The sequence below is a fragment of the Microbacterium sp. CBA3102 genome (assembly GCF_007954505.1).
Taxonomy (GTDB): Bacteria; Actinomycetota; Actinomycetes; order Actinomycetales; family Microbacteriaceae; genus Microbacterium; species Microbacterium aurugineum.
The window spans coordinates 3,155,287-3,181,890 of record NZ_CP042412.1 but is presented as its reverse complement, the minus strand read 5'-3'; the positions used below and the strand labels follow the sequence as shown (position 1 = coordinate 3,181,890).

The 26,604-nt window shown below is 67.9% G+C and carries 25 protein-coding genes and 1 tRNA gene; 12 read left to right on the top strand and 14 right to left on the bottom strand.

What is annotated here, in order from left to right:
• The first annotated feature begins 10 nt into the window (after window positions 1-10).
• Entirely contained in the window at window positions 11-1,000 is a 990-nt protein-coding gene (locus FGL91_RS15290) for an NADP-dependent oxidoreductase (protein ID WP_153244232.1), read from the top strand.
• On the opposite strand, the gene FGL91_RS15285 is transcribed toward FGL91_RS15290, so the two are convergent.
• On the bottom strand, window positions 972-1,619 hold the full coding sequence (locus FGL91_RS15285; RefSeq protein ID WP_153244231.1) for a hypothetical protein: 648 nt from the start codon (window positions 1,617-1,619) through the stop codon (window positions 972-974). The genes FGL91_RS15290 and FGL91_RS15285 overlap by 29 nt on opposite strands.
• A 194-nt stretch (window positions 1,620-1,813) precedes the next feature.
• Here FGL91_RS15285 and leuA point away from each other — a divergent pair, with 194 nt between their 5' ends.
• Window positions 1,814-3,568 carry a 2-isopropylmalate synthase gene (leuA, locus tag FGL91_RS15280; RefSeq protein ID WP_153244230.1) on the top strand — a complete coding sequence of 585 codons (1,755 nt, stop codon included), beginning with the start codon at window positions 1,814-1,816 and terminating at the stop codon, window positions 3,566-3,568.
• Between the two features lie 97 nt (window positions 3,569-3,665).
• Here leuA and FGL91_RS15275 read toward each other — a convergent pair whose 3' ends face one another.
• Window positions 3,666-4,364, bottom strand: a complete 699-nt coding sequence (locus FGL91_RS15275) for a trimeric intracellular cation channel family protein (protein WP_047520132.1) — start codon at window positions 4,362-4,364, stop codon at window positions 3,666-3,668.
• A 34-nt stretch (window positions 4,365-4,398) separates the two neighbouring features.
• Here FGL91_RS15275 and recO point away from each other — a divergent pair, with 34 nt between their 5' ends.
• Window positions 4,399-5,142: a DNA repair protein RecO gene (gene recO / locus FGL91_RS15270; RefSeq protein WP_047519966.1), complete on the top strand. Its 744-nt coding sequence runs from the start codon at window positions 4,399-4,401 to the stop codon at window positions 5,140-5,142.
• The gene (locus FGL91_RS15265; protein ID WP_131491188.1) at window positions 5,139-5,942 is read left to right on the top strand and encodes an isoprenyl transferase; all 804 of its coding nucleotides are present in this window, start codon (window positions 5,139-5,141) and stop codon (window positions 5,940-5,942) included. Before recO ends, FGL91_RS15265 begins: the two co-directional genes overlap by 4 nt.
• Here FGL91_RS15265 and FGL91_RS15260 read toward each other — a convergent pair.
• Window positions 5,882-6,493, bottom strand: coding sequence for an AAA family ATPase (locus FGL91_RS15260; protein ID WP_153244229.1), 612 nt, complete (start codon window positions 6,491-6,493; stop codon window positions 5,882-5,884). The genes FGL91_RS15265 and FGL91_RS15260 overlap by 61 nt on opposite strands.
• A gap of 69 nt (window positions 6,494-6,562) precedes the next feature.
• Between FGL91_RS15260 and FGL91_RS15255 the strand changes: the two genes are divergently transcribed.
• Window positions 6,563-7,249 (top strand): DsbA family oxidoreductase, encoded by a 687-nt coding sequence (locus tag FGL91_RS15255; RefSeq protein WP_153244228.1) that lies wholly within the window; start codon window positions 6,563-6,565, stop codon window positions 7,247-7,249.
• Here the strand turns inward: FGL91_RS15255 and FGL91_RS15250 are convergent.
• Window positions 7,246-7,740 (bottom strand): glutathione peroxidase, encoded by a 495-nt coding sequence (locus tag FGL91_RS15250; protein WP_047519974.1) that lies wholly within the window; start codon window positions 7,738-7,740, stop codon window positions 7,246-7,248. The genes FGL91_RS15255 and FGL91_RS15250 overlap by 4 nt on opposite strands.
• A gap of 59 nt (window positions 7,741-7,799) precedes the next feature.
• On the opposite strand from FGL91_RS15250, the gene dusB reads away from it, so the two are divergent.
• From dusB to FGL91_RS15225, 5 genes are all read left to right on the top strand, one after another.
• Window positions 7,800-8,951: a tRNA dihydrouridine synthase DusB gene (dusB, locus tag FGL91_RS15245; protein WP_131491186.1), complete on the top strand. Its 1,152-nt coding sequence runs from the start codon at window positions 7,800-7,802 to the stop codon at window positions 8,949-8,951.
• Window positions 8,941-10,326 carry a deoxyguanosinetriphosphate triphosphohydrolase gene (locus FGL91_RS15240; protein WP_131491185.1) on the top strand — a complete coding sequence of 462 codons (1,386 nt, stop codon included), beginning with the start codon at window positions 8,941-8,943 and terminating at the stop codon, window positions 10,324-10,326. Before dusB ends, FGL91_RS15240 begins: the two co-directional genes overlap by 11 nt.
• Entirely contained in the window at window positions 10,326-12,188 is a 1,863-nt protein-coding gene (gene dnaG / locus FGL91_RS15235) for a DNA primase (RefSeq protein WP_131491184.1), read from the top strand. Before FGL91_RS15240 ends, dnaG begins: the two co-directional genes overlap by 1 nt.
• Before the next feature lie 36 nt (window positions 12,189-12,224).
• A complete protein-coding gene (locus FGL91_RS15230; protein ID WP_153244227.1) occupies window positions 12,225-12,998 on the top strand; it encodes an ATP-binding cassette domain-containing protein in 774 nt (257 codons plus the stop codon).
• Between the two features lie 96 nt (window positions 12,999-13,094).
• Window positions 13,095-13,170 (top strand) — tRNA-Asn (locus FGL91_RS15225).
• Between the two features lie 72 nt (window positions 13,171-13,242).
• Here FGL91_RS15225 and FGL91_RS15220 read toward each other — a convergent pair.
• Both FGL91_RS15220 and def read right to left on the bottom strand, forming a co-directional pair.
• Window positions 13,243-13,731 (bottom strand): septum formation family protein, encoded by a 489-nt coding sequence (locus FGL91_RS15220; protein WP_153244226.1) that lies wholly within the window; start codon window positions 13,729-13,731, stop codon window positions 13,243-13,245.
• A gap of 5 nt (window positions 13,732-13,736) precedes the next feature.
• Window positions 13,737-14,303, bottom strand: a complete 567-nt coding sequence (def, locus tag FGL91_RS15215) for a peptide deformylase (protein WP_153244225.1) — start codon at window positions 14,301-14,303, stop codon at window positions 13,737-13,739.
• 61 nt (window positions 14,304-14,364) lie between these two features.
• Here def and FGL91_RS15210 point away from each other — a divergent pair, with 61 nt between their 5' ends.
• Window positions 14,365-15,474, top strand: a complete 1,110-nt coding sequence (locus FGL91_RS15210; RefSeq protein ID WP_131491354.1) for a DMT family transporter — start codon at window positions 14,365-14,367, stop codon at window positions 15,472-15,474.
• A gap of 26 nt (window positions 15,475-15,500) precedes the next feature.
• Here FGL91_RS15210 and pgl read toward each other — a convergent pair whose 3' ends face one another.
• From pgl to tkt, 6 genes are read right to left on the bottom strand one after another with little or no spacing between them, the layout of a single operon-like run.
• Window positions 15,501-16,280 (bottom strand): 6-phosphogluconolactonase, encoded by a 780-nt coding sequence (gene pgl, locus FGL91_RS15205; protein WP_194239242.1) that lies wholly within the window; start codon window positions 16,278-16,280, stop codon window positions 15,501-15,503.
• A 5-nt stretch (window positions 16,281-16,285) separates the two neighbouring features.
• Window positions 16,286-17,221 carry a glucose-6-phosphate dehydrogenase assembly protein OpcA gene (locus FGL91_RS15200; protein ID WP_047519988.1) on the bottom strand — a complete coding sequence of 312 codons (936 nt, stop codon included), beginning with the start codon at window positions 17,219-17,221 and terminating at the stop codon, window positions 16,286-16,288.
• Complete coding sequence (gene zwf / locus FGL91_RS15195) at window positions 17,218-18,768, bottom strand: glucose-6-phosphate dehydrogenase (RefSeq protein ID WP_047519990.1); 1,551 nt, start codon at window positions 18,766-18,768, stop codon at window positions 17,218-17,220. Before zwf ends, FGL91_RS15200 begins: the two co-directional genes overlap by 4 nt.
• Before the next feature lie 21 nt (window positions 18,769-18,789).
• The gene (locus FGL91_RS15190; RefSeq protein WP_131491179.1) at window positions 18,790-20,397 is read right to left on the bottom strand and encodes a glucose-6-phosphate isomerase; all 1,608 of its coding nucleotides are present in this window, start codon (window positions 20,395-20,397) and stop codon (window positions 18,790-18,792) included.
• A complete protein-coding gene (gene tal, locus FGL91_RS15185; protein WP_153244224.1) occupies window positions 20,394-21,506 on the bottom strand; it encodes a transaldolase in 1,113 nt (370 codons plus the stop codon). The genes FGL91_RS15190 and tal overlap by 4 nt, the downstream gene beginning before the upstream one ends.
• The gene (gene tkt / locus FGL91_RS15180) at window positions 21,503-23,614 is read right to left on the bottom strand and encodes a transketolase (RefSeq protein WP_131491353.1); all 2,112 of its coding nucleotides are present in this window, start codon (window positions 23,612-23,614) and stop codon (window positions 21,503-21,505) included. Before tkt ends, tal begins: the two co-directional genes overlap by 4 nt.
• A gap of 251 nt (window positions 23,615-23,865) precedes the next feature.
• On the opposite strand from tkt, the gene FGL91_RS15175 reads away from it, so the two are divergent.
• Complete coding sequence (locus tag FGL91_RS15175) at window positions 23,866-24,771, top strand: heme o synthase (protein ID WP_131491177.1); 906 nt, start codon at window positions 23,866-23,868, stop codon at window positions 24,769-24,771.
• A 69-nt stretch (window positions 24,772-24,840) separates the two neighbouring features.
• On the opposite strand, the gene FGL91_RS15170 is transcribed toward FGL91_RS15175, so the two are convergent.
• Entirely contained in the window at window positions 24,841-25,278 is a 438-nt protein-coding gene (locus tag FGL91_RS15170) for a tetraspanin family protein (RefSeq protein WP_131491176.1), read from the bottom strand.
• 65 nt (window positions 25,279-25,343) lie between these two features.
• Window positions 25,344-26,462: a COX15/CtaA family protein gene (locus FGL91_RS15165; protein WP_227991640.1), complete on the bottom strand. Its 1,119-nt coding sequence runs from the start codon at window positions 26,460-26,462 to the stop codon at window positions 25,344-25,346.
• Between the last annotated feature and the right edge of the window lie 142 nt (window positions 26,463-26,604).

Genomic DNA, 26,604 nt, shown 5'->3' with positions numbered 1-26,604 from the left:
GAGTCCGCCGATGTCGACGTCGAAGAAGCTCCTCGAAGCACGACATTGGGTCGCGACGTCGTGGGGCTCGCCCGAGGCATGGGAGTTCACCGACGTCAGCCTTCCGCCGCCGACGGCGGGTGAGGTGACGATCCGTGTGCGCGCCGCGGGGGTGAACCCGGCCGACGCGAAACACGTCGCCGCGGCGAGGTCCGACTCCGCTCTTCCGGTCCCGATCGGCTACGAGGTCTCCGGTGAGATCATCGCGATCGGACCGGACACGCGGATCGGCTCCGGGACCGCGTCGGAGGGCGATGAGGTCGTGGCTTTCCGGGTGCGGGGCGGATACGCGACGGCACTCACCGTTCCCGCAGAGAAGGTGTTCGCGAAACCGTCGACCCTCTCGCATCCGGAGGCGGCGAACCTGCTGCTCGTGGGCACCACGGCCGCCGAGATGCTCGCGGTCACCGGGGCGGCGCCAGGGGAGACCATCCTCCTCCACGGTGCCTCAGGCGCGGTCGGGGTGAGCGTCTTGCAACAGGCCCGGCTGCGAGGCATCCGTGTGATCGGTACGGCGAGCGAGAACCGCTTCGATGAGGTGACCCGATTCGGCGGCATACCTGTCCGCTACGGCACGGGGCTCGCCGATCGCGTGAGAGAGGTGGCGGCGGGGCCCATCTCGGCGGCACTCGATGCTGTCGGTACGGACGAGGCCGTGGACGTGTCGCTCGCTCTCGTGTCCGCCCCTCGCCGCATCGTCACGATCGCGGCCCCCGGTCGCGCCGCGGCCGCAGGGTTCCTCGCGATCGCGGGTTCCCTGCCGGCCAGTGCCCGCTTCCGCGACAAGGCGCGGGGGGAGCTGATCGCGCTGGCCCAGAACGGCGACCTCGTGGTGCCCCTCGCGCAGACCTTCCCGCTCGAGGGAGCCCAAGACGCCCACCGCCTCCTGGCGACGGGACACCCCGGAGGCAAGCTGGCTCTGATCCCGGAGGTCAGTCGGTCTCGCGAAGTGCGGAGCTGACGACCACCACTCCTTCTCCGTACTCGGCGTCCATCGCTTCCTGGATCGTGCCGTCATCCCAGACGACCTGTACCCAGACATATCCGCGATCCGTCCCGACCGTGACCGCTTCCGTGCCGAGGCGTGCCGCGATGTCGTCTTGGACCCGTGCGAGCTCATCCTCGGGAGTCGTGCCGTCGACTCCTCCCGTCGGATCCTCCGGAGCGATCGAGTCGTACAGTGCGGTCATGATCGGCGGATCGGTCATGGTGAGTCGCTCGCCGTCGTAGGTGGCGTACACCGCATAGTCGCCCCAGGTCGTCTCGCCGCTGTCGTCGCTGCCTTCGACGCCGTCCCAGGTCCAGCCGTCCAACGGCACGCCGAGGCACTGCGGCGGGTAGGACTCCATGATCGCCCCCAGGCACAACTGCACGTCCCCGCTCGCGTCCAGCACCATGCCCACCCCGACCACACGCCCCTCCGGCGGCACGGGGTGCGCCTCTTCCAGCCGTTGATCGGACGGAACCGTGGTGCTCGTGGGTGCCGCCGCGGGTCCGGGGACGAACGCGCAACCGCCGAGGAACAGGAGACCGACGGCGGATACCGCGGCGAGGGCCAGAGGACGTAGCGATGTGCTCATGTGCGGGAAGTGTCGCGCGGCGCGCAATCGTCTCAGATTCGTCGAAGTGGAGGCGTGTTCCCTGCTAGCATGACGACATGCCTTTCGGCGGTCTGCTTCTTCTTAGCTGCCGCGACGAGTCCTCAAGCTAGGGCCTCCCTCGTCGCGGCGCTTGTGTTGGCCCGTTCATTTTGACGAAGAGAAGAAGCCCCATCATGCAGAACACTCAGCGCCCGTCCGCGATGCCGATCCACAAGTATCGGCCGTTCCACGAGCAGATCAACGTCCACCTGCCCGACCGCACCTGGCCGGACGCCCGAATCACCGAGGCTCCCCGCTGGTGCGCCGTCGACCTCCGCGACGGCAACCAGGCTCTGATCGACCCGATGTCGCCGGAGCGCAAGCGGGTCATGTTCGAGCTGCTCGTGAGCATGGGCTACAAGGAGATCGAGGTCGGTTTCCCGTCGGCGAGCCAGACCGACTTCGATTTCGTCCGTCAGCTCATCGAAGAGAACCTGATCCCGGACGATGTGACCATCCAGGTGCTGACCCAGGCCCGCGAGCACCTCATCGAGCGCACCTATGAGTCGATCGCCGGTGCGAAGCAGGCCATCGTGCACCTCTACAACTCCACGAGCGTGCTGCAGCGCGAGGTGGTCTTCCGGACCGACAAGCAGGGCATCATCGACATCGCGCTCGAAGGAGCGCGCCTGTGTCGGAAGTTCGAGAAGACGATCCCCGACACGAAGGTGTACTACGAGTACTCGCCCGAGAGCTACACGGGTACTGAGCTCGAGTTCGCGGTCGACATCTGCAACCAGGTCATCGAGGTGTTCGAGCCGACGGCGGACCGCAAGGTGATCATCAACCTGCCGGCCACCGTCGAGATGGCTTCTCCGAACGTCTACGCCGACTCCATCGAGTGGATGAGCCGGCACCTGAACCACCGCGAGAACGTCATCCTCTCCCTGCACCCGCATAATGACCGCGGCACCGCGATCGCGGCCGCGGAACTCGGCTACATGGCCGGTGCCGACCGCATCGAGGGATGCCTGTTCGGCAACGGCGAGCGCACGGGCAACGTCGACATCGTGGCTCTGGGGATCAACCTCTTCACGCAGGGCATCGACCCGCAGATCGACTTCAGCGACATCGACCAGGTCAAGCGCACGGTCGAATACTGCAACCAGCTCCCCGTGCCGGAGCGCAGCCCGTGGGCCGGCGACCTGGTCTTCACCGCCTTCAGCGGATCGCACCAGGATGCGATCAAGAAGGGCTTCGAGGCGATGGAGGCGCGGGCGACCGCCGAGGGCGTGACGGTCGACGAGATCGAGTGGGCCGTTCCTTATCTGCCGGTCGACCCGAAGGACCTCGGACGTTCGTACGAGGCGGTCATCCGCGTCAACTCGCAGTCCGGCAAGGGCGGAGTCGCCTACCTGCTGAAGTCGGACCACGCGATCGACCTGCCGCGCAAGCTGCAGATCGAGTTCTCGGGGGTCGTGCAGGCCAAGACCGATGCCGAAGGCGGTGAAGTCACGTCCGACCAGATCTGGTCGATCTTCAACGACGAGTATCTGCCTGCCGATGACTCGACGGCCAAGTGGGGGCGCTTCGAGCTGCTCGCCACGCAGACCCGCAGCGACATGTCGGGTGACGTCGTGCTCGATGTCGTCCTGCGTGACGATGACGAACAGCTGGCCGTGTCGGGGAACGGCAACGGACCTGTGGCCGCCTTCGTCGAGGTGTTGCGCGGCCAGGGCTTCGACATCACGGTGTACGACTATGTCGAGCACGCTCTCAGCGCGGGCGGCGACGCGCAGGCTGCGGCCTACGTCGAGTTGCAGGTCGGCGACCAGCGGCTGTGGGGTGTCGGTATCGACGGCGATATCTCGACGGCGTCGCTCAAGGCGATCGTGTCGGGTGTGAACCGTTCGATCCGCACTCGGCAGCACGAGCTCGCAGCGGTCTGATCTCCGACGTGGAACGCCCCCGGCCTTGTACCGGGGGCGTTTCGCATTCGGATCACTCTGATCGTCTGCTGCCGCGCCGCATCCCGGAAGCCGAGGTTCAGAGGTCGGCGCTGGGCTTCACGATCGCGATCGCACCCGTCTCCGCGGCGACCTTGCGGCGGTAGATGCGGCGCTGCTCCGGGAGGGAGACGTCGAAGGTGACGGCGAGGACGCGGATGACGGCGGTGACCGCGATCCCGATGATCGCCGCGAGCGTGATCGGCATCCCCAGTGCGACGGCGATCACGATGAAGGTGCACCCCGCGCCGGCGGCCACCGCATAGAGGGATCCGACGTGCATGATCGCGGTCGGCAGCCCCATGAGCATGTCACGCAGGACGCTTCCGCCCACCGCGGCGCAGACCCCGATGAACACGGCCGGGACCTCGGGGATTCCGAACGCGAGAGCCTTGCTCGTCCCGAACGCGCCGAACATCCCGATCACGACGGCGTCGAGGACCACGATCGCGGTGTTCAGCCGGGTGAAGAGGCCGGCGAGCAGCATCCCGAAGAGGGCCGCACCACCGGCCGTCACGAGGTACCACTGGTTCTGCAGGGTCGCGGGCGTCTGCCCGAGCAGGATGTCGCGGATCAGACCGCCGCCCATCCCGATCATGATCCCGATGATGGCGACACCGAGCCAGTCGAGCCGGCGTTGGCCCTGGAACCCCGAGGCGAACATCGCACCCTGGACCCCGCCCAGGCCGACGCCGAGCAGGTCCGCCCACAGCGGAATGATGAAGAGCGGTTCGGTCACGCGTCCATTCTCGCGCACGGAGGATAATCGAAGGGTGCCCACCTATCGAGACGAAGCGGTGATCCTGCGCACCCACAAACTCGGTGAGGCGGATCGCATCGTCACGATGCTCTCCCGACGTCATGGCAAGGTCCGTGCGGTGGCGAAGGGGGTGCGCCGCACCTCGTCGAAGTTCGGCGCCAAGCTCGAGCCGTTCATGGTGGCCGATGTGCAGCTCTACCAGGGACGCTCGCTCGACATCGTGCAGCAGGCCGAGTCGCTCGGCTCCTACGGCGCGGACATCGCGGCGCACTACGACCGCTTCACCGCGGCGAACGCCATGGTGGAGACGGCCGATCGGCTGAGCGATGCCGAAGCGACCTCCGACCAGTACCTGCTCCTCGTCGGCGGACTGCGTGCTCTGTCGCGCGGCGAACACGGAGCACGGAGCATCCTCGACTCCTACCTGCTGCGGGTGATGTCCCTGTCGGGGTGGGCGCCGTCCCTCGACGAGTGCGCCCGATGCGGCGTCCCCGGCCCGCATGCGCGGTTCGTCGCACAGCTGGGCGGAGTGGTGTGCGAGAACTGCGCTCCGGCGGGAAGCCCGCGCGTCGCCGAGAGGACGCTGGCGCTGCTCCGCTCCCTCCTCGCGGGGGAGTGGGACGTGATCGATGCCGCTTCGCACGCCGACACGGCCGCAGCCTCCGGCCTCGTCTCCGCTTATGCCCAATGGCACCTGGAGCGCGGCATCCGCTCGCTCGCGCATGTGTCCGACATCCCCTCCGAAGGAGCACGGTGACTCCCAAGCCGTACACGCACAAAGACGCCGTTCCGTATCGTCCCTTGGACTGGACCGGTGTGTATCCTCCCGCTTTCGCTGCGGTGCCGGAGCACGTGGCGATCGTGATGGACGGCAACGGTCGGTGGGCGAATCGCCGGGGGCTCAATCGCATCGAAGGTCACAAGGCAGGGGAGGAGGTGCTCCTCGACGTGGTCGCCGGTGCGATCCAGGCCGGCGTGAAGCACCTCTCCGTGTACGCCTTCTCGACGGAGAACTGGGCGCGTTCCCCCGAAGAGGTCCGCTTCCTCATGGGATACAACCGTGACGTGCTGCACCGGCGACGCGATCAGCTGAACGAGTGGGGCGTGCGCATCCGGTGGGCGGGGCGCAAGCCGAGGCTCTGGGGAAGCGTCATCAAGGAGCTGCAGTACGCCGAGCAGCTGACCCGCGGCAACGACGTCCTCACCCTCACGATGTGCGTGAACTACGGCGGAAGGGTGGAGCTGGTCGACGCGATGCGAGCCATCGCCGAGGATGTCGCTGCCGGACGCGTGAAGCCGAAGGCGATCAGCGAGAAAATGGTCCGCCGCCACCTGTATGTGCCCGACATGCCGGACGTCGACCTGTTCCTGCGCAGCTCCGGGGAACAGCGCACCTCGAACTTCCTGCTCTGGGAGTCGGCGTATGCCGAGATGGTGTTCCTCGACACGCTCTGGCCGGACTTCTCCCGGGAGGAGCTGTGGCGGGCGATCGGGATCTACGTGGCGCGCGACCGTCGCTTCGGGGGCGCGATCGACACCCCGGACGCCTCAGCCTGAGAGCGCAGCCACCGCTCCGTCTCCCGCGGATGACGCAGCCGGACGATCGTGAGGTGGGGAAAGTCGTCCTGCAACTCGGGGAAGCGCTCGGCCCACTTGTGGAGCGTGGCCGTCTGCCACGCGAGGATGTTCTTCTCGGGATCGCGGCTGAGCATGTTCCACGGCCCCTTCTCGCGGTTGCCGTTCCAGAGCTCTCGTCGCAGGGCGCCGCGGGCCAGGGTGCGCCTGATCAGACGTCTGCGCACCACGGGATACGGATAGTCGAGCCAGATCGCGAGCTGCGCGCGCGGGGTGAGGACGGCATCCGTGCCTTTGCTCGTGTACTGCCACTCGGTGATCCAGCGGTCGTCCGACGCGAAGGCGCGTACGTCGTCGAGGAACTCCGGCCTCGGAGTCCAGCCCGGCCCATGGAACAGCCCGTCGATCTCGACGTGACGAAGGTCCCACATCTCCGCGATGCGACCTGCCAGTGTGGTCTTCCCCGACCCGGACACCCCGGCCACCAGCACCCTCTTCGGGCGGAAGGGGAGCGGGTCGTCCACGGAGAGCATCCGAGAATCCTATCCGCCGGTCCCCGCAGCAGCGGAATAGCTCACAGGCGCATGCGGTTGGATCAAAGTGTGACTGAACCCATCTCCATCGACATCTGGTCCGACATCGCCTGCCCCTGGTGCTACATCGGCAAGCGCAACCTCGAGAAGGGTCTCGAAGCCGTAGCTGCCGACGCGGATGCGCCGCAGGTCGACATCACGTTCCACTCGTTCGAGCTCTCACCCGACACCCCCGTCGACTTCGACGGGGACGAGATCGACTTCCTCGCCGGCCACAAGGGCATGCCCCGCGACCAGGTCGAGCAGATGCTGGCGAACGTGACCGGTGTCGCCGCCGACGCGGGGCTCCAGTACCGCTTCGATCTGCTGCAGCACACCAACACGGTGAAGGCGCACGAGCTGCTCCACTTCGCGAAGGCCGAGGGGTTGCAGCACGAGATGGAGGAGCGGCTCATGTCCGCCTACTTCACCGAGGGCAAGCATGTCGGGCGCATCGACGATCTCGTCGCGCTCGCGGCCGAGGTCGGTCTCGACGCCGACCGTGCTCGTGCGGCGCTGGAGAGTGAGCAGTACCTGCCCGCCGTGCGTCAGGACCAGGCTCAGGCGCGCGCCTACGGCATCCAAGGGGTGCCGTTCTTCGTCGTCGACGGCCAGTACGGCATCAGCGGTGCGCAGCCGCCGGCCGCATTCGAGAACGTCCTTCGCGATCTCTGGGCGAAGCGCGGGGAGACCGAGGCGGAGGCCGCCGCGGTCTAGCGGGGCAGCGCCGCTTCGATCGCGCTGACGATCTCGGGGGCGTCCGGCTTCTGCTTCGGACGGAAGCGCAGGACGTCCCCGTCCGGCAGCACGAGGAACTTCTCGAAGTTCCACTCCACCCGTCCGGCCTTCCCGCCGGCATCGGGGGTCTCCTTGAGTGCCTTGTAGAGCTCGGCGGCGTTCTTGCCGTTCACCTTGACCTTGTCGGTGACGGGGAAGCTCACGCCGTAGGTGGTCGAGCAGAACTCGAGGATCTCATCGACCGAACCCGGCTCCTGACCGAAGAACTGGTTGCACGGGAACCCGACCACGGTGAACCCGCGGTCACCGTAGAGACGCTGCAATTCCTCGAGCTGTTCGTACTGGGGCGTGAGGCCGCACTTCGACGCGACGTTCACCACCAGCACCACATCGGCGCCGAGATCGTCGAGCGTCTTCTGCTCGCCCTTCGCGTCGGTGAACGGGATCGTGCGGAGCGAGGATTCGGTCATATCCACAGCTTAGATCGCCGCATCCCTCTCGGCTCCGCGTCTGGGAGAATAGAGACGACATGACTCTCGCCACCACCGCCCGCCCCCTTCGCATCGGTCCGATCGATCTCGACGTGCCGGTCGTCCTCGCACCCATGGCGGGGATCACGAACACCGCATTCCGACGTCTGTGCCGTGAGTACGGAGCCGGACTCTATGTGAGCGAGATGATCACCTCGCGCGCACTCGTCGAACGCAACGAGACGACGATGCGACTCATCAGGCACCACGAGTCCGAGACCCCGCGCTCCATCCAGCTCTACGGCGTCGACCCGAAGACCATCGCGGAAGCGGTGCGCATCATCGTCGCCGAAGACCACGCCGATCACATCGACCTCAACTTCGGGTGTCCCGTGCCGAAGGTCACCCGTCGCGGCGGGGGAGCGGCGTTGCCCTGGAAGTCGAAGCTGTTCGCAGACATCGTCGATCAGGCCGTCAAGGCCGCCGGGGATGTGCCTCTCACCGTCAAGATGCGAAAGGGCATCGACAAGGATCACCTGACGTTCCTCGATGCCGGTCGAGCCGCCGAGGATGCCGGCGCGGCTGCTGTCGCGCTGCACGCGCGCACCGCGGGCGAGTTCTACTCCGGACACGCAGACTGGAACGCCATCGGTGAGCTGAAGCAGGCCGTCACCAGCATCCCGGTGCTCGGCAACGGCGACATCTGGTCGGCCGACGACGCCGTGCGGATGATGGCCCAGACCGACTGCGACGGGGTCGTGGTCGGTCGCGGTTGTCTCGGACGCCCGTGGCTGTTCGGCGAACTCGCCACGGCATTCGGGGGCGAGGGAAAGGTCGTCGACGCGACGCTCGGCTTCGTGGCGGACGCCTTCCGCCGACATGCCGAACTGCTCGTCGAGTTCTTCGAGGACGAGGACCGGGGCTGCCGGGATGTGCGCAAGCACGTGTCGTGGTACTTCAAGGGGTATCCGGTCGGTGGGGACATCCGGACGGGACTCGCCACCGCGTCCAGCCTGGCGGAGATCGACGAGCTGCTCGGACGGCTCGATCACACGGCGCCGTACCCCGGCGCGGACGCGGAGGGCCAGCGCGGACGGGCAGGACACCCCAAGCGCACGGCGCTGCCGGACAAGTGGTTGGAGTCGCGCGAGCTCGCGTCCTCCGCCTCGGAGATGATGCGTGGAGCGGAGATCGAGAACAGTGGCGGCTGACTCCCCGGTCGGGCTTCGCGCCGACGGCTACGATGCGCGAGACGCCGAGCGCTTCTTCGCCGAGACCCATCGATCCGAGCGCAACGACTTCGCCAGAGACCGCGCTCGCGTGCTGCACTCGGCCGCGCTGCGCCGTCTCGCCGCCAAGACGCAGGTGCTGAGCCCCGCGAGCACGGCGGACTTCGCGCGCAACCGACTGACCCACTCGCTCGAGGTGGCCCAGGTCGGACGGGAACTCGCGGTGGCACTCGGCGTCTCCGCGGATGTCGTCGATACCGCGTGTCTCAGCCACGATCTGGGACACCCGCCGTTCGGTCACAACGGCGAACGGGCACTCAACGAGTGGGCCGAGCACATCGGCGGCTTCGAGGGCAACGCGCAGTCGCTGCGCATCCTCACCCGGCTCGAGGCGAAGGTCCTCGATGATGACGACCGCTCCGTCGGCCTGAACCTGACCCGTGCGAGCCTCGACGCGACGTGCAAGTATCCGTGGACGGTGGACAGCCCCGTCCCGGATCCCGGGGGCCGCCTGAAGTTCGGCGTGTATCCCGAGGACGAGGCCGTCTTCCGCTGGATGCGCGAAGGCGCGCCTGGTCGGTTGCGCTGCATCGAGGCGGAGATCATGGATCTCTCCGACGACATCGCCTACTCGGTGCATGATTTCGAGGACGCGATCGTCAACGGCTACGTCGATGTCGCCCAGCTCGCGGACCCCCTCGCCCACGATGCCCTCGTCGGACGCATCCAGCAGTGGGTCGGATACGACTTCACCAGGGACGAACTCGCCGATGCCCTGTATCGCCTGGCATCCCAGCCGATGTGGCTCGCGTCGTTCGACCGTTCCCGTCAGGCTCTCGCCCGCCTGAAGAACCTGACGAGCGACCTGATCGGCCGATTCGCCCGCGCGTCGGTCTCCGCCACCAAAGACGCCTACGGTTCGACCGCACTCGTGCGCTACAACGCGCACGTGATCGTGCCGCGGGTGGTCGAGGTCGAGATCGCTGTCCTGAAGGGGATCATGGGCCAGGCGATCGTGACGATCGAAGCGCGAAAAGGCGTCTACAAGGAGCAGCGGCGGGTGCTGAAGCGTCTCGCCGACGCGCTCTGGTCGACGGATGCGCTGTGGTCCGCCGGTTCGGACGTTCTCGAGCCCGCGTTCGCCGCGGACTTCGTGGCGGCCGAGGACGATGCCCAGCGTGCGAGGGTCGTGGTCGATCAGATCGCCAGCCTCACCGACCAGAGCGCGATCGACTGGCACAATCGCCTGGTCGGGGAGATCGATCCGGCCGAGGTCGGCATCTGGACCCCGCGTCACGCACGACCCGGTGCACGAGCGCACGCTGAGCGGCGACCCGTCGCCGAAGGGGCGCACTGATGCCACGCATCCGGCAGGCTGACGTCGACGAGGTCAAGGCGCGCACGAACATCGCGGACATCGTCGGTGAGCGGGTCGCTCTCAAGTCGGCCGGCGTGGGATCGCTCAAGGGCCTGTGCCCGTTCCACGATGAGAAGAGCCCCAGCTTTCACGTGCGTCAGCAGGTGGGTTATTACCACTGCTTCGGCTGCGGCGAGTCGGGCGATGTCTACTCGTTCCTGCGCGAGATGGATCACATCAGCTTCACTGAGGCCGTCGAGCGCTTGGCCGGACGCATCGGATACACCCTGCACTACGAAGACGGGGGAGCGGCACCGGAGACGAGCGGTCGAAGTCGCCTCTACGCGGCGAACACGGCGGCGGCGGAGTTCTTCCGGGCGCAGCTGCTGTCGCCGGACGCCGAGGCCGGCCGTCGCTTCCTCGGAGAACGCGGATTCGACGCCGGTGCCGCCGCGCACTTCGGAGTGGGGTTCGCCCCGCGCGGGTGGGACGGGATGCTCAAGGCCCTCACGGCGCAGGGGTTCACCCGCGAGGAACTCAGCACGGCAGGACTCGTCTCGACCGGACAGCGGGGGGTCTACGACCGGTTCCGTGGGCGTCTGGTGTGGCCCATCCGCGACGTCTCCGGTCAGACGATCGGATTCGGCGCGCGCAAGCTCTTCGATGACGACAACGGGCCCAAATATCTGAACACCCCGGAGACCCCGATCTACAAGAAGGCGCAGGTCCTCTACGGACTCGACCTCGCGAAGCGGGACATCGCGCGGGGTGATCCTCGACGTGTCGTGGTGGTCGAAGGGTACACCGACGTGATGGCGTGCCACCTGGCCGGTCTCACGACGGCCATCGCGACCTGTGGCACGGCGTTCGGCACCGAGCACATCAAGGTGCTGCGTCGTGTGATGGGCGACGACAACGCCTCGGGGGAGGTCGTGTTCACGTTCGACGGCGACGAGGCCGGTCAGAAGGCGGCGCTGCGTGCGTTCACCGAGGACGATCGATTCAACGCACAGACCTTCGTCGCGGTCGCACCGGATGGGCTCGACCCGTGCGATCTGCGACTCCAGCGGGGCGACGCCGCCGTGCGCGGACTGATGGACAAGAAGCAGCCGATGTTCGAGTTCGCGATCGACCGCAAGCTGGCCGGCTTCGACCTCGGCACGGTGGAAGGACGCGTCGGTGCTCTTCGCGCCGCTGCACCGATCGTGGCGGAGATCCGCGACCGGCTTCTGCGCCCGGGCTACGAACGGGTCCTGGCACGCCGGCTCGGGATGGATCCGACCGAGGTGCGCAGCGAGGTCGAGCGCGCGGCCCGCGGTGCCTCGATGGCTCCGCCGGTGCGTCGGGAGGCTCCGCAGCAGGTCGATGGGGCGACGGGTGCGCCCGTGATGGCGCCGGTCACTCTGGCGACTCTGCCGCGCAGCCCCGATGTGGCCGTCGAGCGCGACGCCCTGATGGGCGCCCTGCAGTACGGGCATCAGGTCGACCAGGCACTGCTGAGCAGGGCACTGGCCGTGCCGTTCCGCACTCCGGGGCTGGACGCGGTGCGCGAAGCCGTGGTGGGGGCGCCGGATCGGACGAGGGCAGGCTGGGTGACGGAGGCGGTGAACGCGGTGCGTGAGCCGTATCGTTCGCTCGCCGGTGAACTGCTGATGACTCCGTTCCCTGCGCGCGACGAGGAGCGTGCCGTCGCGACCGTTTCAGACCTGGCCCGCAGACTCGTGCTGCGCCAGCTCGAGTCCGAGAAGCAGGAGCTCCTCGGGGCGGTGCAGCGTGTGCCCGCAGACTCCGACGGCGGACGTGCGCTGCGCATGCGCCTGCGCGACATCGACGCCGAGCGTCAACGCTTCGCCGAGTCGTAACCCCGCGCGGCATCGCGCAGCGGGCAGGATGGAGACATGTCCCGCAAGCCCGAACCCACGAACGCCATCGATTGCTCCGATCTGGTGATCGACCGGATCGGTCATGGCATGCCGACGCGGGCCGTCGACGGTGTCACGTTCTCGCTCGCGCCCGGGGAGCTCATCTGCGTCGCGGGGCCGACCGGATCCGGGAAGTCGACGCTGGTGGCGGCCCTCGCCGGCTCCACCGATCCCTCGGTGAGGGTCGTCGGGGGCAGCGCGCAGGTGTGTGGGGTGGACGTCCGCCGCCCCGGACGCAAGCACCGGATCCTCACCTATCGCGCCGGTTTCGTCCCCCAAGGGGCGGGCGCCGATCTTCCGCCGCGCCTGACGGTCAACGAGGTGATCGCCGAACCGATCCTGATCCGCGAACGGCGGGTCAACACCAAGGCTCTGTCGATCCGCGTGGCCACGCTCCTGGACGAACTCCACCTTCCGCTCGGGACGGCGGCGAAGTTCCCCTATGAGCTCAGCGCCGGTATGCGCCAGCGCGTGGCGATCGCCCGCTCCTTCGTCCTCGAGCCGCGGGTGCTCATCGCGGACGAGGTGCTCGCCAACCTCGACCTCGAGGTCCGCCCCGTGGTCTTCGATGCGATCACCCGTCGCCGCAAGGAACAGTCGATGGCGGCGCTGCTCGTCACGAACGACGCGGACTTCATCCGCGAACTGAACGCCGAGACTCTCATGCTCCGTGGCGGTCATGTGGTCGCCCGCGGTGTCGGCCGGGATCTGCTCTGGGTGCCGAACGCGGAGTCGGATTCGCGGCGCTGACGCCGACACGCCCGGCATGCGCGAAGGGCGCCCCGGTGTCATGAACTTCGTCGGGAGTTTGCTAAGCTTGTCGAGTTGCCCGCGCAGCGGGCGCATTCCTCGGTAGCTCAATTGGCAGAGCAGCCGGCTGTTAACCGGCAGGTTCTTGGTTCGAGTCCAAGCCGGGGAGCCAATGACGAAAGCCCCCTCTTCGGAGGGGGCTTTCGTCATTCCCACGGGCGCTCTGCGCACCCGGTGCGGATGGTCAGCGGGCCGCGCCCTCGAGCGTTCCTTCGACGGGGCCGGCCGGATCGGCGAGCAGGCAGGAGAGCACGCGTCCGTCGGGCTGGTCCCAGGTCTCGGCCGTGGGGGGGATCAGATACACGATGAGTGCCGACTCCTCTCGCGCGACTCCGACGAACTCGGTGAACGCCTCACCCACGCACTCCGTCGTGTATGCGTCGACCGTTTCGACGCTGAAGTCCTCCTCCCGCACGGTGACCTGGTGGAAGACCTCTTCGTCGTGCGGTTCGTCGCACGGCACGACCTCGGCGTCCTCGGGCATCCCGGAGGCGGCTTCGAGGCGGCAATCGCCGACCTGCACGGCAGGAGTCGTGACGTTTCCGGTCTCCGCGCCGTCCGCCGTCGAGCTCGGATCCGGTGCGGAGGCGGATCCACCACAACCGGTCAGAACGACCGAGAGGGTCAGGGCGCCGGTGGCGAGGAACAGGGAGAGTCCGGGATGGAGCTTCATTCGGGTCATCCTTCGAGGTCGTCGACGCCGGGCATCCAACTCGCGCCCGGGCGTCCCCATCCACGCTTGCGCGCGATCTTCTGCACGGTCTTCCAGTCCCCGTCGGAGAGTCGATCCACGTAGAGGATGCCGTCGAGGTGGTCGAACTCGTGTTGCATGATGCGGGCACGCCATCCGTCCACGTCGATCGAGACAGGCTGCCCGTCGAGGTCGGTCGCTGTGACGTGGACGTGCTCGGAGCGTCGAAGCGGGAACCGCTCGCCGGGGAAGGACAGGCAGCCCTCCGACTCCAGCTCCGGGTCGGGGTCGCCCGGCTCCAGGGGAACCATCCAGAGCTCCGGATTGATGAGCACGCCGCGCCAGGGCTCGTCGTCGTCGTCGACGTAGGCATAGGTGTAGATGCGCAGGGGGACACCGACCTGAGGCGCGGCGAGCCCGACGCCCGGGGCGGTGTCCATCGTCTCGAACATGTCCTCGACGAGGGTGCGGATCTCGTCCGTGATCTCGTCGACGGGTGAAGCGGGGGAGTGCAGGACGGGGTCGCCCATGATGCGAATCGGTAGTACAGCCACGTCACAACCCTAGTCGGCACGATGCGGCAGGTAGGCTCATATCGTGACTGCTGGGGTGTGGATGAACGCGGTGGACGACGTCGGCGACCAGCTCGTCGGCGCCTTTCAGAACCCCGGTCTGCTTCTGGGGATCCCTCTCGCCCTCGCCGGCGCCGTCTTCATGTCGCTGGGAGCGCAGTATCAGCACCGCGGCGTGGAGAAGGTCGAGCGTCTCAGCGGCTCCGACGGAGCGTCAGGACTCAGCTTCGATCAGATCCGGCGCCTGCTGACGCGGCCGTCGTGGCTCATCGGCACGTTGATGCTCGGGCTCGCCGTGGTCTGCCAGCTCGCGGCTCTGGTGAAGGCCCCGCTGATCGTCGTCCAGCCCCTCGGGGCGATCGCTCTCGTGATCACGACCCTCCTGAATGCGCGGGTCTCCGGTCATGCTCCGACGAAACAGTCGCTCACCGCCATCGTGTGCTGCGTCGGCGGCATCTTCCTCTTCGTCTTCTTCGCGGCGATCTATGCGACCGAGCAGGAGGTGACCGATCGTGAGCTCTTCGTGATCCTCGCTCTGCTCCTGGTGGTCATCATCATCCTCGGCGGCGGCTGGCTCATACTCCGGCACCGCATGCGTGCGCTGTTCTACGTGATCGGCGCCGGCGTGCTCTACGGTTTCGTCGCCACGCTCGCGAAGGTCGTCATCAAGCGCATCGAGGCCGGGCAGTTCGAGTGGATCACGGCGATCTGCGTGCTCGCGCTCGTCGCCGCAGCAGCCGTCGGTGGCTACTTCGTGCAGACCGCGTACAGCTCGGGTCCGCCCGACCTCGTCATCGCCGGGCTCACGGTCGTCGATCCGCTCGTCGCCGTCGTCATCGGCATGGTCGTCCTCGGTGAAGCCGCGGCAGCTCCCCCCTGGGTGATGGCGATCTTCGTGATCGCGGGCGCCATCGCGGTGTGGGGAGTCGTCGGGCTCGCCCGCTACCACCCGCAGGTGCTCAGCGAGAGCCAGGAGCTGGGGATCGCGCGCGGCAGCACCTCGCCGGACACGGCCCAGACCACACCGGCCGCTGCCGGCACGTCCGTACCCCCTCCGGCCTCTCCCGGTACCCCCGGGGCCACGGATCGTCCGGACAACCCGGAGGATCCGCGCGAGCAGCCGTGGCGCTCCGGTTCGCCGGAACAGCCCTAGAACGGCACCCCAGCCGCGATGTCCGTTCAGTAGGCCTGATCGATGAGGTCGGGGGAGACCTCGGCGGCGGCGGCCTCGTCCACGAAGAACACCGTGCGCTTGCGTCCCTTGGCGCCGGCGGCGGGCACGCTCGTGTAGCTGGCACCGGCGAGGGCCAGACCCAGGGCAGAGGCCTTGTCTGCGCCGGTCAGCACCAGCCAGACGCGCTTCGACGAGTTCAGCACCGGACGTGTGAGCGTCACACGCTCCGGCGGCGGCTTGGGCGAGTCACGGACGGCGAGCACTGCGGCATCCGTGACCGTGACCTCATCCCGGTCGGGGAAGAGCGAGGCGACGTGGCCGTCGGGTCCCACTCCGAGGAAGCACACGGCGAAGGACGGCCATGCGTGGTCTTCGGTGCCGAAGCGGGCGAGCTCCGCCGCATAGGCTGCGGCAGACTCGTCCAGAGTGAGCCCGGTGTCGGGGCCGGCCACCTCATGCACGTTCTCGGCGGGTACCGGGATGTGGTCGAGCAGAGCCTGCCGCGACTGCAGGGAATTGCGGTCGGCGTCATCGCGCGGAACGAATCGCTCGTCACCCCACCAGAAGTGCACCAGCGACCAGTCGATCTCGGCCGACCGAGGGTCTTCCAGGGTCGCGCGCAACACCGCTCCGCCCATCGATCCGCCGGTCAGGGCGATGTGGGCCAGACGACCGTTCCTCGTGCGCGCGCGGACACGCGTCAGGAATCGATCGGCGACACGGTGGGCGAGGGCGGCAGGTGTGGATTCCACCACGACCCGCTTCTCTGCGGATGATACCTGCATCGACGTCACTCTCCAGTCTCGGGCGGACCCAGCTTCTCCCAGCCCTCGGTGATGACTCGACCGTACAGGACATCGGGGTCCAACCGACGCAGCTCCTCCGCGAGGCACTCACGAAGGGTCCGGCGCGGCAGGTGGAGGTCGTGGTTCGGCTGTCCGGGCTGCGTGAGCACCGCGACGCCCGGCGTCGGGCGCTCCAGCAGGATGTCGCCGGACTCACGGGTCAGGCGCACGGACTTGATGCCCTCTTCCCAGTGCTCAGGATCCTCGTACGACCAGCGCACCCGAACCTCGAGCGCCATCTGCAGCCAGGCGGCCAGCAGAGCGGTGGACGGGGAAGCCGCGGCTCCACGGACCTCGACGCCGGTGATCGGCTCGTAGGGCGGCTGATCCAGCACGGCCGCCAGTTGTTCACGCCAGTGCGTCAGCCGGGTCCAGGCGAGGTCGGTGTCACCGGGGGCGTGGGTCTCGCCGAGGAGGGCGAGCCGGTCGCGGACGTCGCTCGCCGTCGCCGCATCCGTGATGCGTCGCTGGGCGATCTTGCCGAGTGGTGACTGCGCCGGTGCGACCGGAGCTGCTTCGGGCCACCACGCGACGACGGGAGCATCCGGCAGGAGGAGGCCGGTGATCAGGCTCTCCTCGTTGCTGGCGGCGTCACCGAAGGCACGGAGGACGACGACCTCGCTGGCGCCGGCGTCCCCGCCGACGCGGATCTGCGCATCGAGGCGGGAATCCCCTTCGCCGGTCGTGAGCACGATGACGCGCATGGGGTGCTCGCGGGACGCATCGTTGGCGGCATCGATGGCGGCCTCGGCCACCCCGTTGCGTGCGGAGATGACCAGGGTGAGGACACGACCGAGAGCGACGGCGCCGCCCTCCTCGCGTACCTTGACCAGCTGCTTCGCGACCTGGCTGACGGTGGTGTCGGGAAGATCGATGATCACGGGCGTCTCCAGACTCGTCCATCGCGGGCCAGCAGGTCGTCGGCTGATGCCGGTCCCCACGAGCCTGGCGCGTACTGCTCGACCGGGCCGCCCTCGGCGGCCCAGTACTTCTCGACGGGATCGAGAATCTTCCAGGAGAGCTCGACCTCCTCGTGCCGCGGGAACAGCGGCGGGTCGCCCAGGAGGACGTCGAGGATCAGACGCTCGTACGCCTCGGGGCTCGCCTCGGTGAACGCGTGGCCGTAGCCGAAGTCCATCGTGACGTCGCGGACGTTGGATCCGCTGCCCGGAACCTTCGAGCCGAACCGGATGGTGACGCCCTCGTCGGGCTGCACCCGGATGACGAGCGCATTCTGTCCGAGTTCCGAGGCGTTGCCACGCCCGAACAGGTGCTGGGGTGCGCGCTTGAAGACCACGGCGATCTCGGTCACACGGCGTCCGAGACGCTTGCCGGTGCGCAGGTAGAACGGCACCCCGGCCCACCGACGCGTGTCGATCTCGAGCTTGATGGCCGCGTAGGTCTCCGTGGTCGACTCGGGGTTCATCCCCTCCTCCGCCAGGAAGCCGGTCACCTGCTCGCCGCCCTGCCAGCCGCCGTCGTACTGCCCACGCGCGGTGGCGAGGGAGAGGTCCTCCGGGACGTGGACGGCAGCGAGCACCTTCTCCTTCTCAGCACGCAGGTCCGCAGCCGACAGGCTGATCGGCTCTTCCATGGCGGTCAGGGCGAGGAGCTGGAGGAGGTGGTTCTGAATCACGTCGCGCGCGGCGCCGATGCCGTCGTAGTAACCGGCCCGGCCGCCCACGCCGATGTCCTCGGCCATGGTGATCTGCACATGATCGACGTAGTTGCGGTTCCAGATCGGCTCGTACAACTCGTTCGCGAAGCGCAGCGCCAGGATGTTCTGGACCGTCTCCTTGCCCAGGTAGTGGTCGATGCGGAAGATCGAGTCGGCCGGGAAGGCCACTTCGAGCGCAGCGTTGAGGGCACGCGCGGACTCGAGGTCATGTCCGAAGGGCTTCTCGATCACCACCCGCCGCCAGCGCTCGTCATCGTCGCTGTTCTCGCCGACGAGCCCGGAATCCTTCAGCTGCTTGGCGACGAGCGGGAAGTCCTTCGGCGGGATCGACAGGTAGAACGCGTGGTTCCCCATGGTGCCGCGTTCGAGGTCGAGCTTCTCGACGGTCTCACGAAGCTTGTGGAACGAGTCCGGGTTGTCGAACTCACCCGAGACGAAGCGGATGCCCTGCAGCAGCTGAGTCCACGTCTCTTCGCGGAACGGCGTCCGGGCGTGCTCCTTCACCGCGTCGTAGACGACCTGCGCGAAGTCCTGGTCTTCCCAGTCCCGGCGAGCGAACCCGACCAGGGCGAACCCCGGAGGAAGCAGCCCGCGGTTGGCGAGATCGTAGACCGCGGGCATCAGCTTCTTGCGTGAGAGGTCACCGGTGACGCCGAAGATCACGAGGGCGCTGGGCCCCGCGATCCGATTGAGGCGGCGGTCATCGGGGTCACGCAGCGGGTTGTGCCCGCGCGAGAGGGGAACAGACATCAGTGGGGGATTCTCCTGCTGTTACTTCTGTGCGGCTTCGAAGAGGGCGAGCACGTCGTCCGAGGACTCGGTGATCGTCAGCGTGACGACGGGACGTCCGTGCTCGGCGAGCACAGCGGCGTCACCGGCGGCCTGGGCCTGGATGAGCTGCCCGAAGGTGAAGGGACGATCCGGGATCTCGAGATCGACGTCCGTGCGCTCGAGGATCTGCAGGAACACCCCCTGCGCGGGACCGCCCTTGTGATACTGGCCGGTCGAGTGCAGGAACCGCGGACCCCATCCGAAGGTGGTCGGTCGTCCGGAGTCGGCGGCCACCAGTTCGCGCAGCCCCTGGAGCTGAGGCACCTCGAGCCGGTTGACGTAGGCCTGGATCGACACGTAGCCGTCGGCGGGGAGCTGCGCCCAGAGTGCGTCCAGGACGCCCTCGACGGTGCCGGAGGCCGCGAGTGCCGGGTCGGACACACGCACCTCGACGCCGTTCTCGACGAAGGCCGGGGCGGTCGGCTCGGGGCGTGCGTCGAGAAGGCCACGGGCAGCGACCTTGGCCGATTCGACATCGGGCTGATCGAAGGGGTTGATGTGCAGCAGGTGGCCCGCGATCGCGGTCGCGTACTCCCAGACGATGAGCTGCGCGCCGAGCGTCCCGCTGACGAGGATCTCGCCCTCGTAGCGTTCGTGCAGGTGGAACTCGTTCGCGTCGTCGACGAGCCGCACGATCTGCAGGTCGGCGGGCACCGGGTCGAGCTCCGGCGAGACCGGAAGGAGGACGACCGGGAGGATACCGGTACCGTCCTTGCCGGTGGACTCGGCGATGAGCTGCTCGATCCAGTCCGGCAGACCCTTGATGTGCGTGCCGTCCGTGATCAGACCGAGCTTGTCGCGACGGGGGTTCGTCGCGGCGATGGCCGCACCGAGGCGGAGCGCCGGGTTCTCGGCGGAGTCGACGGCCACCTCGAGCGACGAGGCCTCGGCTTCGTTCAGCAGCTCGTCGATGTCGACGCCCGCGAGACCTGTCGGCACCAGTCCGAACGCTGTGAGCGCTGAGTAGCGCCCTCCGACGTTCGGGTCGGCGTTGAAGACGCGGTACCCTGCTTCGCGCGCCGACGCATCGAGCGGGGAACCGGGGTCGGTCACGACGACGATGCGTTCCACGGGATCGATGCCGAGGTCGCGGAAAGCGGCCTCGAAGGTACGACGCTGCGAGTCGGTCTCGACCGTGGACCCGGACTTCGACGACACGACCAGAACGGTGCCCTCGAGCCCTTCATCCAGGGCGGCGAGCACCTGGCCGGGAGCGGTCGAGTCGAGGATGGTCAGCGGCACCCCTGCGGTCTGTGCGATGACCTCGGGAGCGAGCGAGGAGCCTCCCATGCCCGCCAGGACGACCCGCGTGACCCCTTTGGCGTGGAGGTCGTCGCGCAGGGCGACGATCTCGGCGACGAGGGGGCGCGAGACCGAGACGGCCTCGACCCATCCGAGCCGGATCGACGCCTCCGCCTCTGCCGCGGTACCCCAGAGCGTGGGATCTCCGCCGGTGATGCGGGAAGCGACGAGATCGTGGACGAGGCTCGGCACCGTCTCATCGATCGCGGCGCGCGCGGCTCCGGATGCGTGGATGGAGAACGTCATCGCTGGGACTCCAGACCTTCGGCGACCTGCGTCAGCAGATCGTGCCACGAGTCGATGAACTTCGCGACGCCCTCGTCCTCGAGCACCTGGGTGACATCGGTGAAGTCGATGCCGACCTCGGCGAGTCCGGCGAAGACGGCGCGGGCCTCTTCGTAGCCGCCCGTGATCGTGTCGCCGGTGACGACGCCGTGGTCGAACGTCGCCTCGAGGGTCTTCTCCGGCATCGTGTTGACGACGCCCTGAGCGACGAGCTCGGTCACGTAGAGGGTGTCGGGGAGTGCGGGATCCTTCACGCCCGTCGAAGCCCACAGCGGACGCTGCGGGTTGGCTCCGGCATCGAGCAGGGTCTTGGCGCGGTCACCGGCGAAGCTCTGCTCGAAGAGCTCGTAGGCGAGGCGGGCGTTCGCCAGGCCCGCCTTGCTCTTGAGCGCCTCCGCGGCGTCGGTCCCGATGGCGCTGAGACGCTTGTCCGTCTCGGTGTCGACCCGGGAGACGAAGAACGAGGCGACCGAGTGGATGGTCGACAGGTCGATGCCGGCTGCCTTCGCGGTCTCGAGTCCGGTGAGGTAGGCGTCGATGACCTCGGCGTAGCGCTCGAGGCTGAAGATCAGCGTGACGTTGACGCTGATCCCGGCACCGATCGCCTCGGAGATCGCCGGGAGACCCGCCTTGGTCGCCGGGATCTTGACGAGCAGGTTGGGGCGGTCGATCTTCGCCCACAGCTCCTTGGCCTGTGCCACGGTGCCCGCGGTGTCGTGGGCGAGGTCGGGGGAGACCTCGATCGAGACACGACCGTCGACGTGGTCTGACGCTTCCCAGACCGGACGGAAGACGTCGAGTGCCGCGGCCACGTCCTGCGTGGTGGCGGCGAAGACCGCCTCCTCGGCGCTCGCCCCGGATTCCGCGAGCTCGGTCACCTGCGCGTCGTACGAGGTGTCGTTCTTATCCGTGATCGCGTTCGCGAAGATCGTCGGGTTCGTGGTGACTCCGACGATGTCGCGCGACGAGATCAGCTCGGCGAGGTTGCCGGAGGAGATGCGGGTGCGGGAGAGGTCGTCGAGCCAGATGCTGACACCTGCGGCGGCGAGCTGTGCGGTGGGGGTGCTCATGCGTTCTCCTTGGTGCTGTGTGCGGCGATGGTCTCGCGTGCGGCCGCGATGACGGCCTCGGTCGTGATTCCGAATTTTTCGAACAGGGTCTTGTAGTCCGCGGAGGCACCGAAGTGGTCGATGCCGATCGAGCGACCGCGGTCGCCGACGATCTCGCGCCAGCCGAGCACCGATCCCGCCTCCACGGAGACGCGGGCCGTGACGGAAGCCGGGAGCACGCTCTCACGGTACGCCTCGTCCTGCTCGTGGAACCACTCCAGCGAAGGAGCGGAGACGACGCGAACGTTCACACCTTCCGCGGCCAGCGCCTCGCGGGCGCCCACGGCGAGCTGCACCTCCGAGCCGGTCGCGATGATGATGACGTCTGGCGTTCCGTTCGGTGCTTCGGCCAGGACGTAGGCGCCCTTGGACGCGTTGTCGGCGGAGGCGAACACATCACCCGAGGCCGCACCGTCGCCGCGCTCGAACACCGGGATGTTCTGCCGCGTGAGGGCGATGCCGGCGGGGCCCCCGTGGCGACGCAGGATCTCCAGCCAGGCGGCCGAGGTCTCGTTCGCGTCCGCCGGGCGCACGACCGTGAAGTTCGGGATCGCGCGGAGGGTGGCGAGCTGCTCGATCGGCTGGTGGGTGGGCCCGTCCTCGCCGAGGGCGACTGAGTCGTGCGTCCAGACGAAGACGGACGGGATGTCCATGAGCGCCGCGAGGCGAACCGCGGGCCGCATGTAGTCGCTGAAGATCAGGAACGTGCCGCCGAACGCGCGGGTCGGGCCGTGCAGCACGATGCCGTTCACGATCGCACCCATGGCGTGCTCGCGGATGCCGAAATGCAGCACGCGTCCGTAGGGGTTGCCCGACCACTCGTGGGTCGACCACTCGGTGGGGATGAACGACGGCGCATCCTTGATGGTCGTGAGGTTCGACTCGGCGAGGTCAGCCGATCCGCCCCACAGCTCGGGGAGCTCGGCGGCGAGGGCGTTGATGACCTGGCCGGATGCGGCGCGGGTCGACACCTCCTTGCCGGACTCGAACACGGGCAGCGCGCCGGTGATGTCGGCCGGGAGCTCCTGGGCCTCGAGCCGGTCGAGCAGGGCCTTCTTCTCCGGGTTGGCTGATGCCCAGGCGTCGAACGACTCCTGCCACGCGGCACGTGCCTCGGCAGCGCGAGCGGCGAGACCACGCGTGTGCGCGATGACCTCGTCGGCGACCACGAAGTTCTGGTCGGGGTCGAAGCCGAGGACCTTCTTGGTCGCGGCCAGCTCGTCGGCACCCAGGGCGGAGCCGTGGATCTTGCCGGAGTTCTGCTTGCCGGGCGAGGGCCAGCCGATGATCGTCTTGAGGATGATGAGCGACGGCTTCGAGGTCTCGCCCTGAGCCGCCTCGATGGCCGCGTTGAGCTCGGCGACGTCTTCGACGTACTCGCCGGTCTTCTTCCAGTCGACGACCTGGACCTGCCAGCCGTAGGACTCGTAACGCTTCGCGACGTCCTCGGTGAAGGCGACGTTGGTGTCGTCCTCGATCGAGATCTGGTTGGAGTCGTAGATCGCGATCAGATTGCCGAGCTGCTGGTGGCCGGCCAGAGAGGAGGCTTCGCTCGTGACGCCCTCCTGCAGGTCGCCGTCACCGGCGATCACGTACACGAAGTGGTCGAACGGACTCGTGCCCGCAGCGGCTTCGGGGTCGAACAGGCCGCGTTCGTAGCGGGCGGCGTAGGCGAAGCCCACGGCCGAGGCGAGTCCCTGGCCGAGAGGTCCGGTCGTGATCTCGACGCCCTTGGTGTGCCCGTACTCCGGGTGTCCGGGGGTCAGCGAGCCCCACGTGCGAAGCGCCTTCAGGTCGTCGAGCTCGAGCCCGAAACCGCCGAGGTATAGCTGCACGTACTGGGTGAGGGAGGAGTGCCCCACGGACAGGATGAAGCGGTCGCGGCCCAGCCAGTCGGTGTCGGTCGGATCGTGGCGGAGCACCCGCTGGTAGAGGAGATACGCGGCCGGAGCGAGGCTCATCGCCGTGCCGGGGTGCCCGTTGCCGACCTTCTCAACGGCATCGGCCGCCAGGATCCGGGCGGTGTCCACCGCACGTCGATCGATCTCATCCCACTGCAATTCCGACACGTTCATGCCCTTTCCGACAGTTTCGAGGGCGCCCGTATTCCCTGGCGCATCCGCAACTTCCCTGGCGCATCCTGCACCGTCGCGGGGACGGGTGGAGGGGAGTGCGCAGCGCCGGGCGCGCGAGTGCTTTCAGCATAGCGAAGACGACTGTCGTGCTACGCGGATCGACGGCGCAGAGGACGTCACGCCGTGTCATACACTGGAGAGGTTGTCCGGTTACGTGCGCGGAGGAGGCGATCGAGATCTCGACGATGTCTGATCAGACCGTGAGGAAGTCGTCCATCGGTCGCACGGTGAAGGCGTACGTGACGCTCACCAAGCCGCGTGTCCTCGAGCTGCTGCTCGTGTCGACCGTGCCGGTGATGTTCCTCGCGCAGGGCGGACTGCCGGACCTCTGGCTCGTGCTGGCCACCGTCATCGGCGGATCCCTCAGCGCAGGTTCGGCGGCGGCGTTCAACATGTACCTCGACCGCGACATCGATGCGCACATGCATCGCACCGAGAATCGGCCGCTGGTGACCGGCGAGGTCAGTGCGCGCGGCGCACTCGTCTTCTCGTGGACGCTCGCGATCACCTCGACCGTCTGGCTGCTGCTCACGACCAACTGGCTCACGGCGACGCTCTCCGCCACGGCGATCTTCTTCTACGTCGTGATCTACACGATGATCCTCAAGCGCCGCACCGAGCAGAACATCGTCTGGGGTGGCATCGCCGGGTGCTTCCCGGTGCTCATCGGCTGGTCCGCCGTGACCGGCTCGCTCGACTGGCCGGCGTTCATCCTCTTCCTTCTCGTGTTCCTGTGGACCCCGCCGCACTACTGGCCGCTGTCGATGAAGTACAAGGACGACTACGAGGACGTCGACGTCCCGATGCTCGGGGTCACGCGCAACGCCTCGCAGGTCGGCCTCCAGGTGATCCTGTACGCCTGGGCCACGGTCGCCTGCTCGCTCCTGCTCGTGCCGATCGCGGACATGGGGCTGGTGTACACGGTCTCCGCCGCGGTGTTCGGCGGATGGTTCATCTACGAGTCGCATCGCCTGTACAACCGTGCGGTGCGCGGTACCGAGCCTCGCCCGATGCGCGTGTTCCACGCTTCGATCACCTATCTGACGTTGATCTTCGTCGCGGTCGCGGTCGATCCGCTGCTGCCTTTCTGACCACTCCTCGAACACGACGGGGCGGCACCGATCTCTCGGTGCCGCCCCGTCGTGTTCCAGCTCGGGTGATCAGCGGGTGACGGAGGGGTCGTCCTCGGTCTTCTCGTCGGCCGCCGGCTCGACTGTGTCGGGGGCACCGTCCGCGGGAACCTCGGTGGTCGGGACCGCGGTGGACTCGGGTGCGACCGGAGTCGACGGCTCCTCCGCTTCCACCGTCCAGTCGATCGTCTCGACGACGGCCGGAGCAGGGACGGGGACGAGCGAACGCGCGGCGACAAGTCCGAGCGTCAGCAGGATGCCGACGATGCCGGCGGCGAGCACGCCGGCGCCCACGACGACGAGCGACTGTCCGACGTACACCTCGATGCCGGTGGCGGTGCCATCGAGCAGCGTGCTGGTCATCGTGGCGATCTGACCGGAGATCAGCCATCCACCCACCGCGGTCGCGGCGAGGGAGACGACGAGCAGGAGCCAGAAGCCGATGCTTCGTGAGAGTGACTTGTTCATGCGGCCATCATCGCCGACCTGCTGATGAGTCGGCGATGCGGCGCCTGTGCATCGCCTGTGCGACCTCAGTCTTCCGCAGGGACCGGACGCCGCAAGCGCAGCACGACCACCGTGTAGGTCGCGGCCGAGAGTGCGGCAAGGACCATGTGGATGCCGACCAGCACCGGGGGGAGTCCTTCGCGGGCCTGCCACACCCCGACACCGACCTGCACGAGGATCGCGAGGACCAGCACGAGCAGCCAGCGCCGGGGCTCCAGACGGAGCACCCAGGCAGCGATCGTCAAGAACAGCACCAGGCCGGCGAGGATGTATCCCGGCCAGGAGTGCACATGCGCGAGCACTGTCGCATCGAAGCCGTGGCGCAGCACGTCGGCGTCACCGGAGTGCGGACCGGAACCCGTCGTCAGGACGCCGAACAGGATCGTCATGGCCAGGACGAGGCCGGTCAGGTGGGTGACGATCGCGAACCAGGTCGGCACCGAGCGCTCGCGCGGCCCCGGCGCGGTCTTCAGACGCACCAGGAAGGCAGCCGTGACGCACACCAGCAGCAGTGATGACGCGTAGTGGAATCCCACGATGAACGGGTTGAGTCCGGTGAGGACCGTGATGCCGCCGACGAGCGCCTGTGCCACGACGCCTGCCAGGACGATCCAGGCCAGAGTGACGAGATCGCGTCGTGCGGCGGTCGTGCGCACCGAGTGGACCGCGGCCGCGATGATCGCGAGGAGGAGGACACCCGTCGCGAAGGGGAACGCGAGAGGAGCCTCTTCCGCTCCGGACAAGCCGGAGACGAGGGTCACGAGGAAGTAGGTGAGAACGGCTCCCACGATGCCGCCGACGGCGAACCACAATGCCCGGACCAGGCCGCGCTTCCCGCTGTACCGACGCAGGACCAGGAGCACGACCACGAGCGCGATGATCCCGACGACGCCGGTCATCAGGCGGTTGCCGAACTCGATCAGGCCGTGGATGCCCTGCACCTCGAAGACCGGGACGAGGGACTCGGGAGTGCACAGCGGCCAATCCGAGCAGCCCAGTCCCGAACCGGTGAGGCGCACGGCGCCACCGGTGCCGATGATGATGGTCTCGCTGAGGAAGGAGAGCCAGGCGAAGACCGTCAACGCACGGCCCCACAGCGCTGAACGCGGCGGTGCCGTGTCCGTCTTCGGGGAGGCGGGGATCATCGTCTCGGGCATAAGTCCTCCGGACCGCGCGCGACGCGGCGGGCATGGCCCGTCTGTCAGGCGGAACCTGTAGAATCGGATTGTTGCGATGAGCGCTGACCGCGCTGAAGCATCGTCAACAGTTTAGGCGCGATGGAAGCGC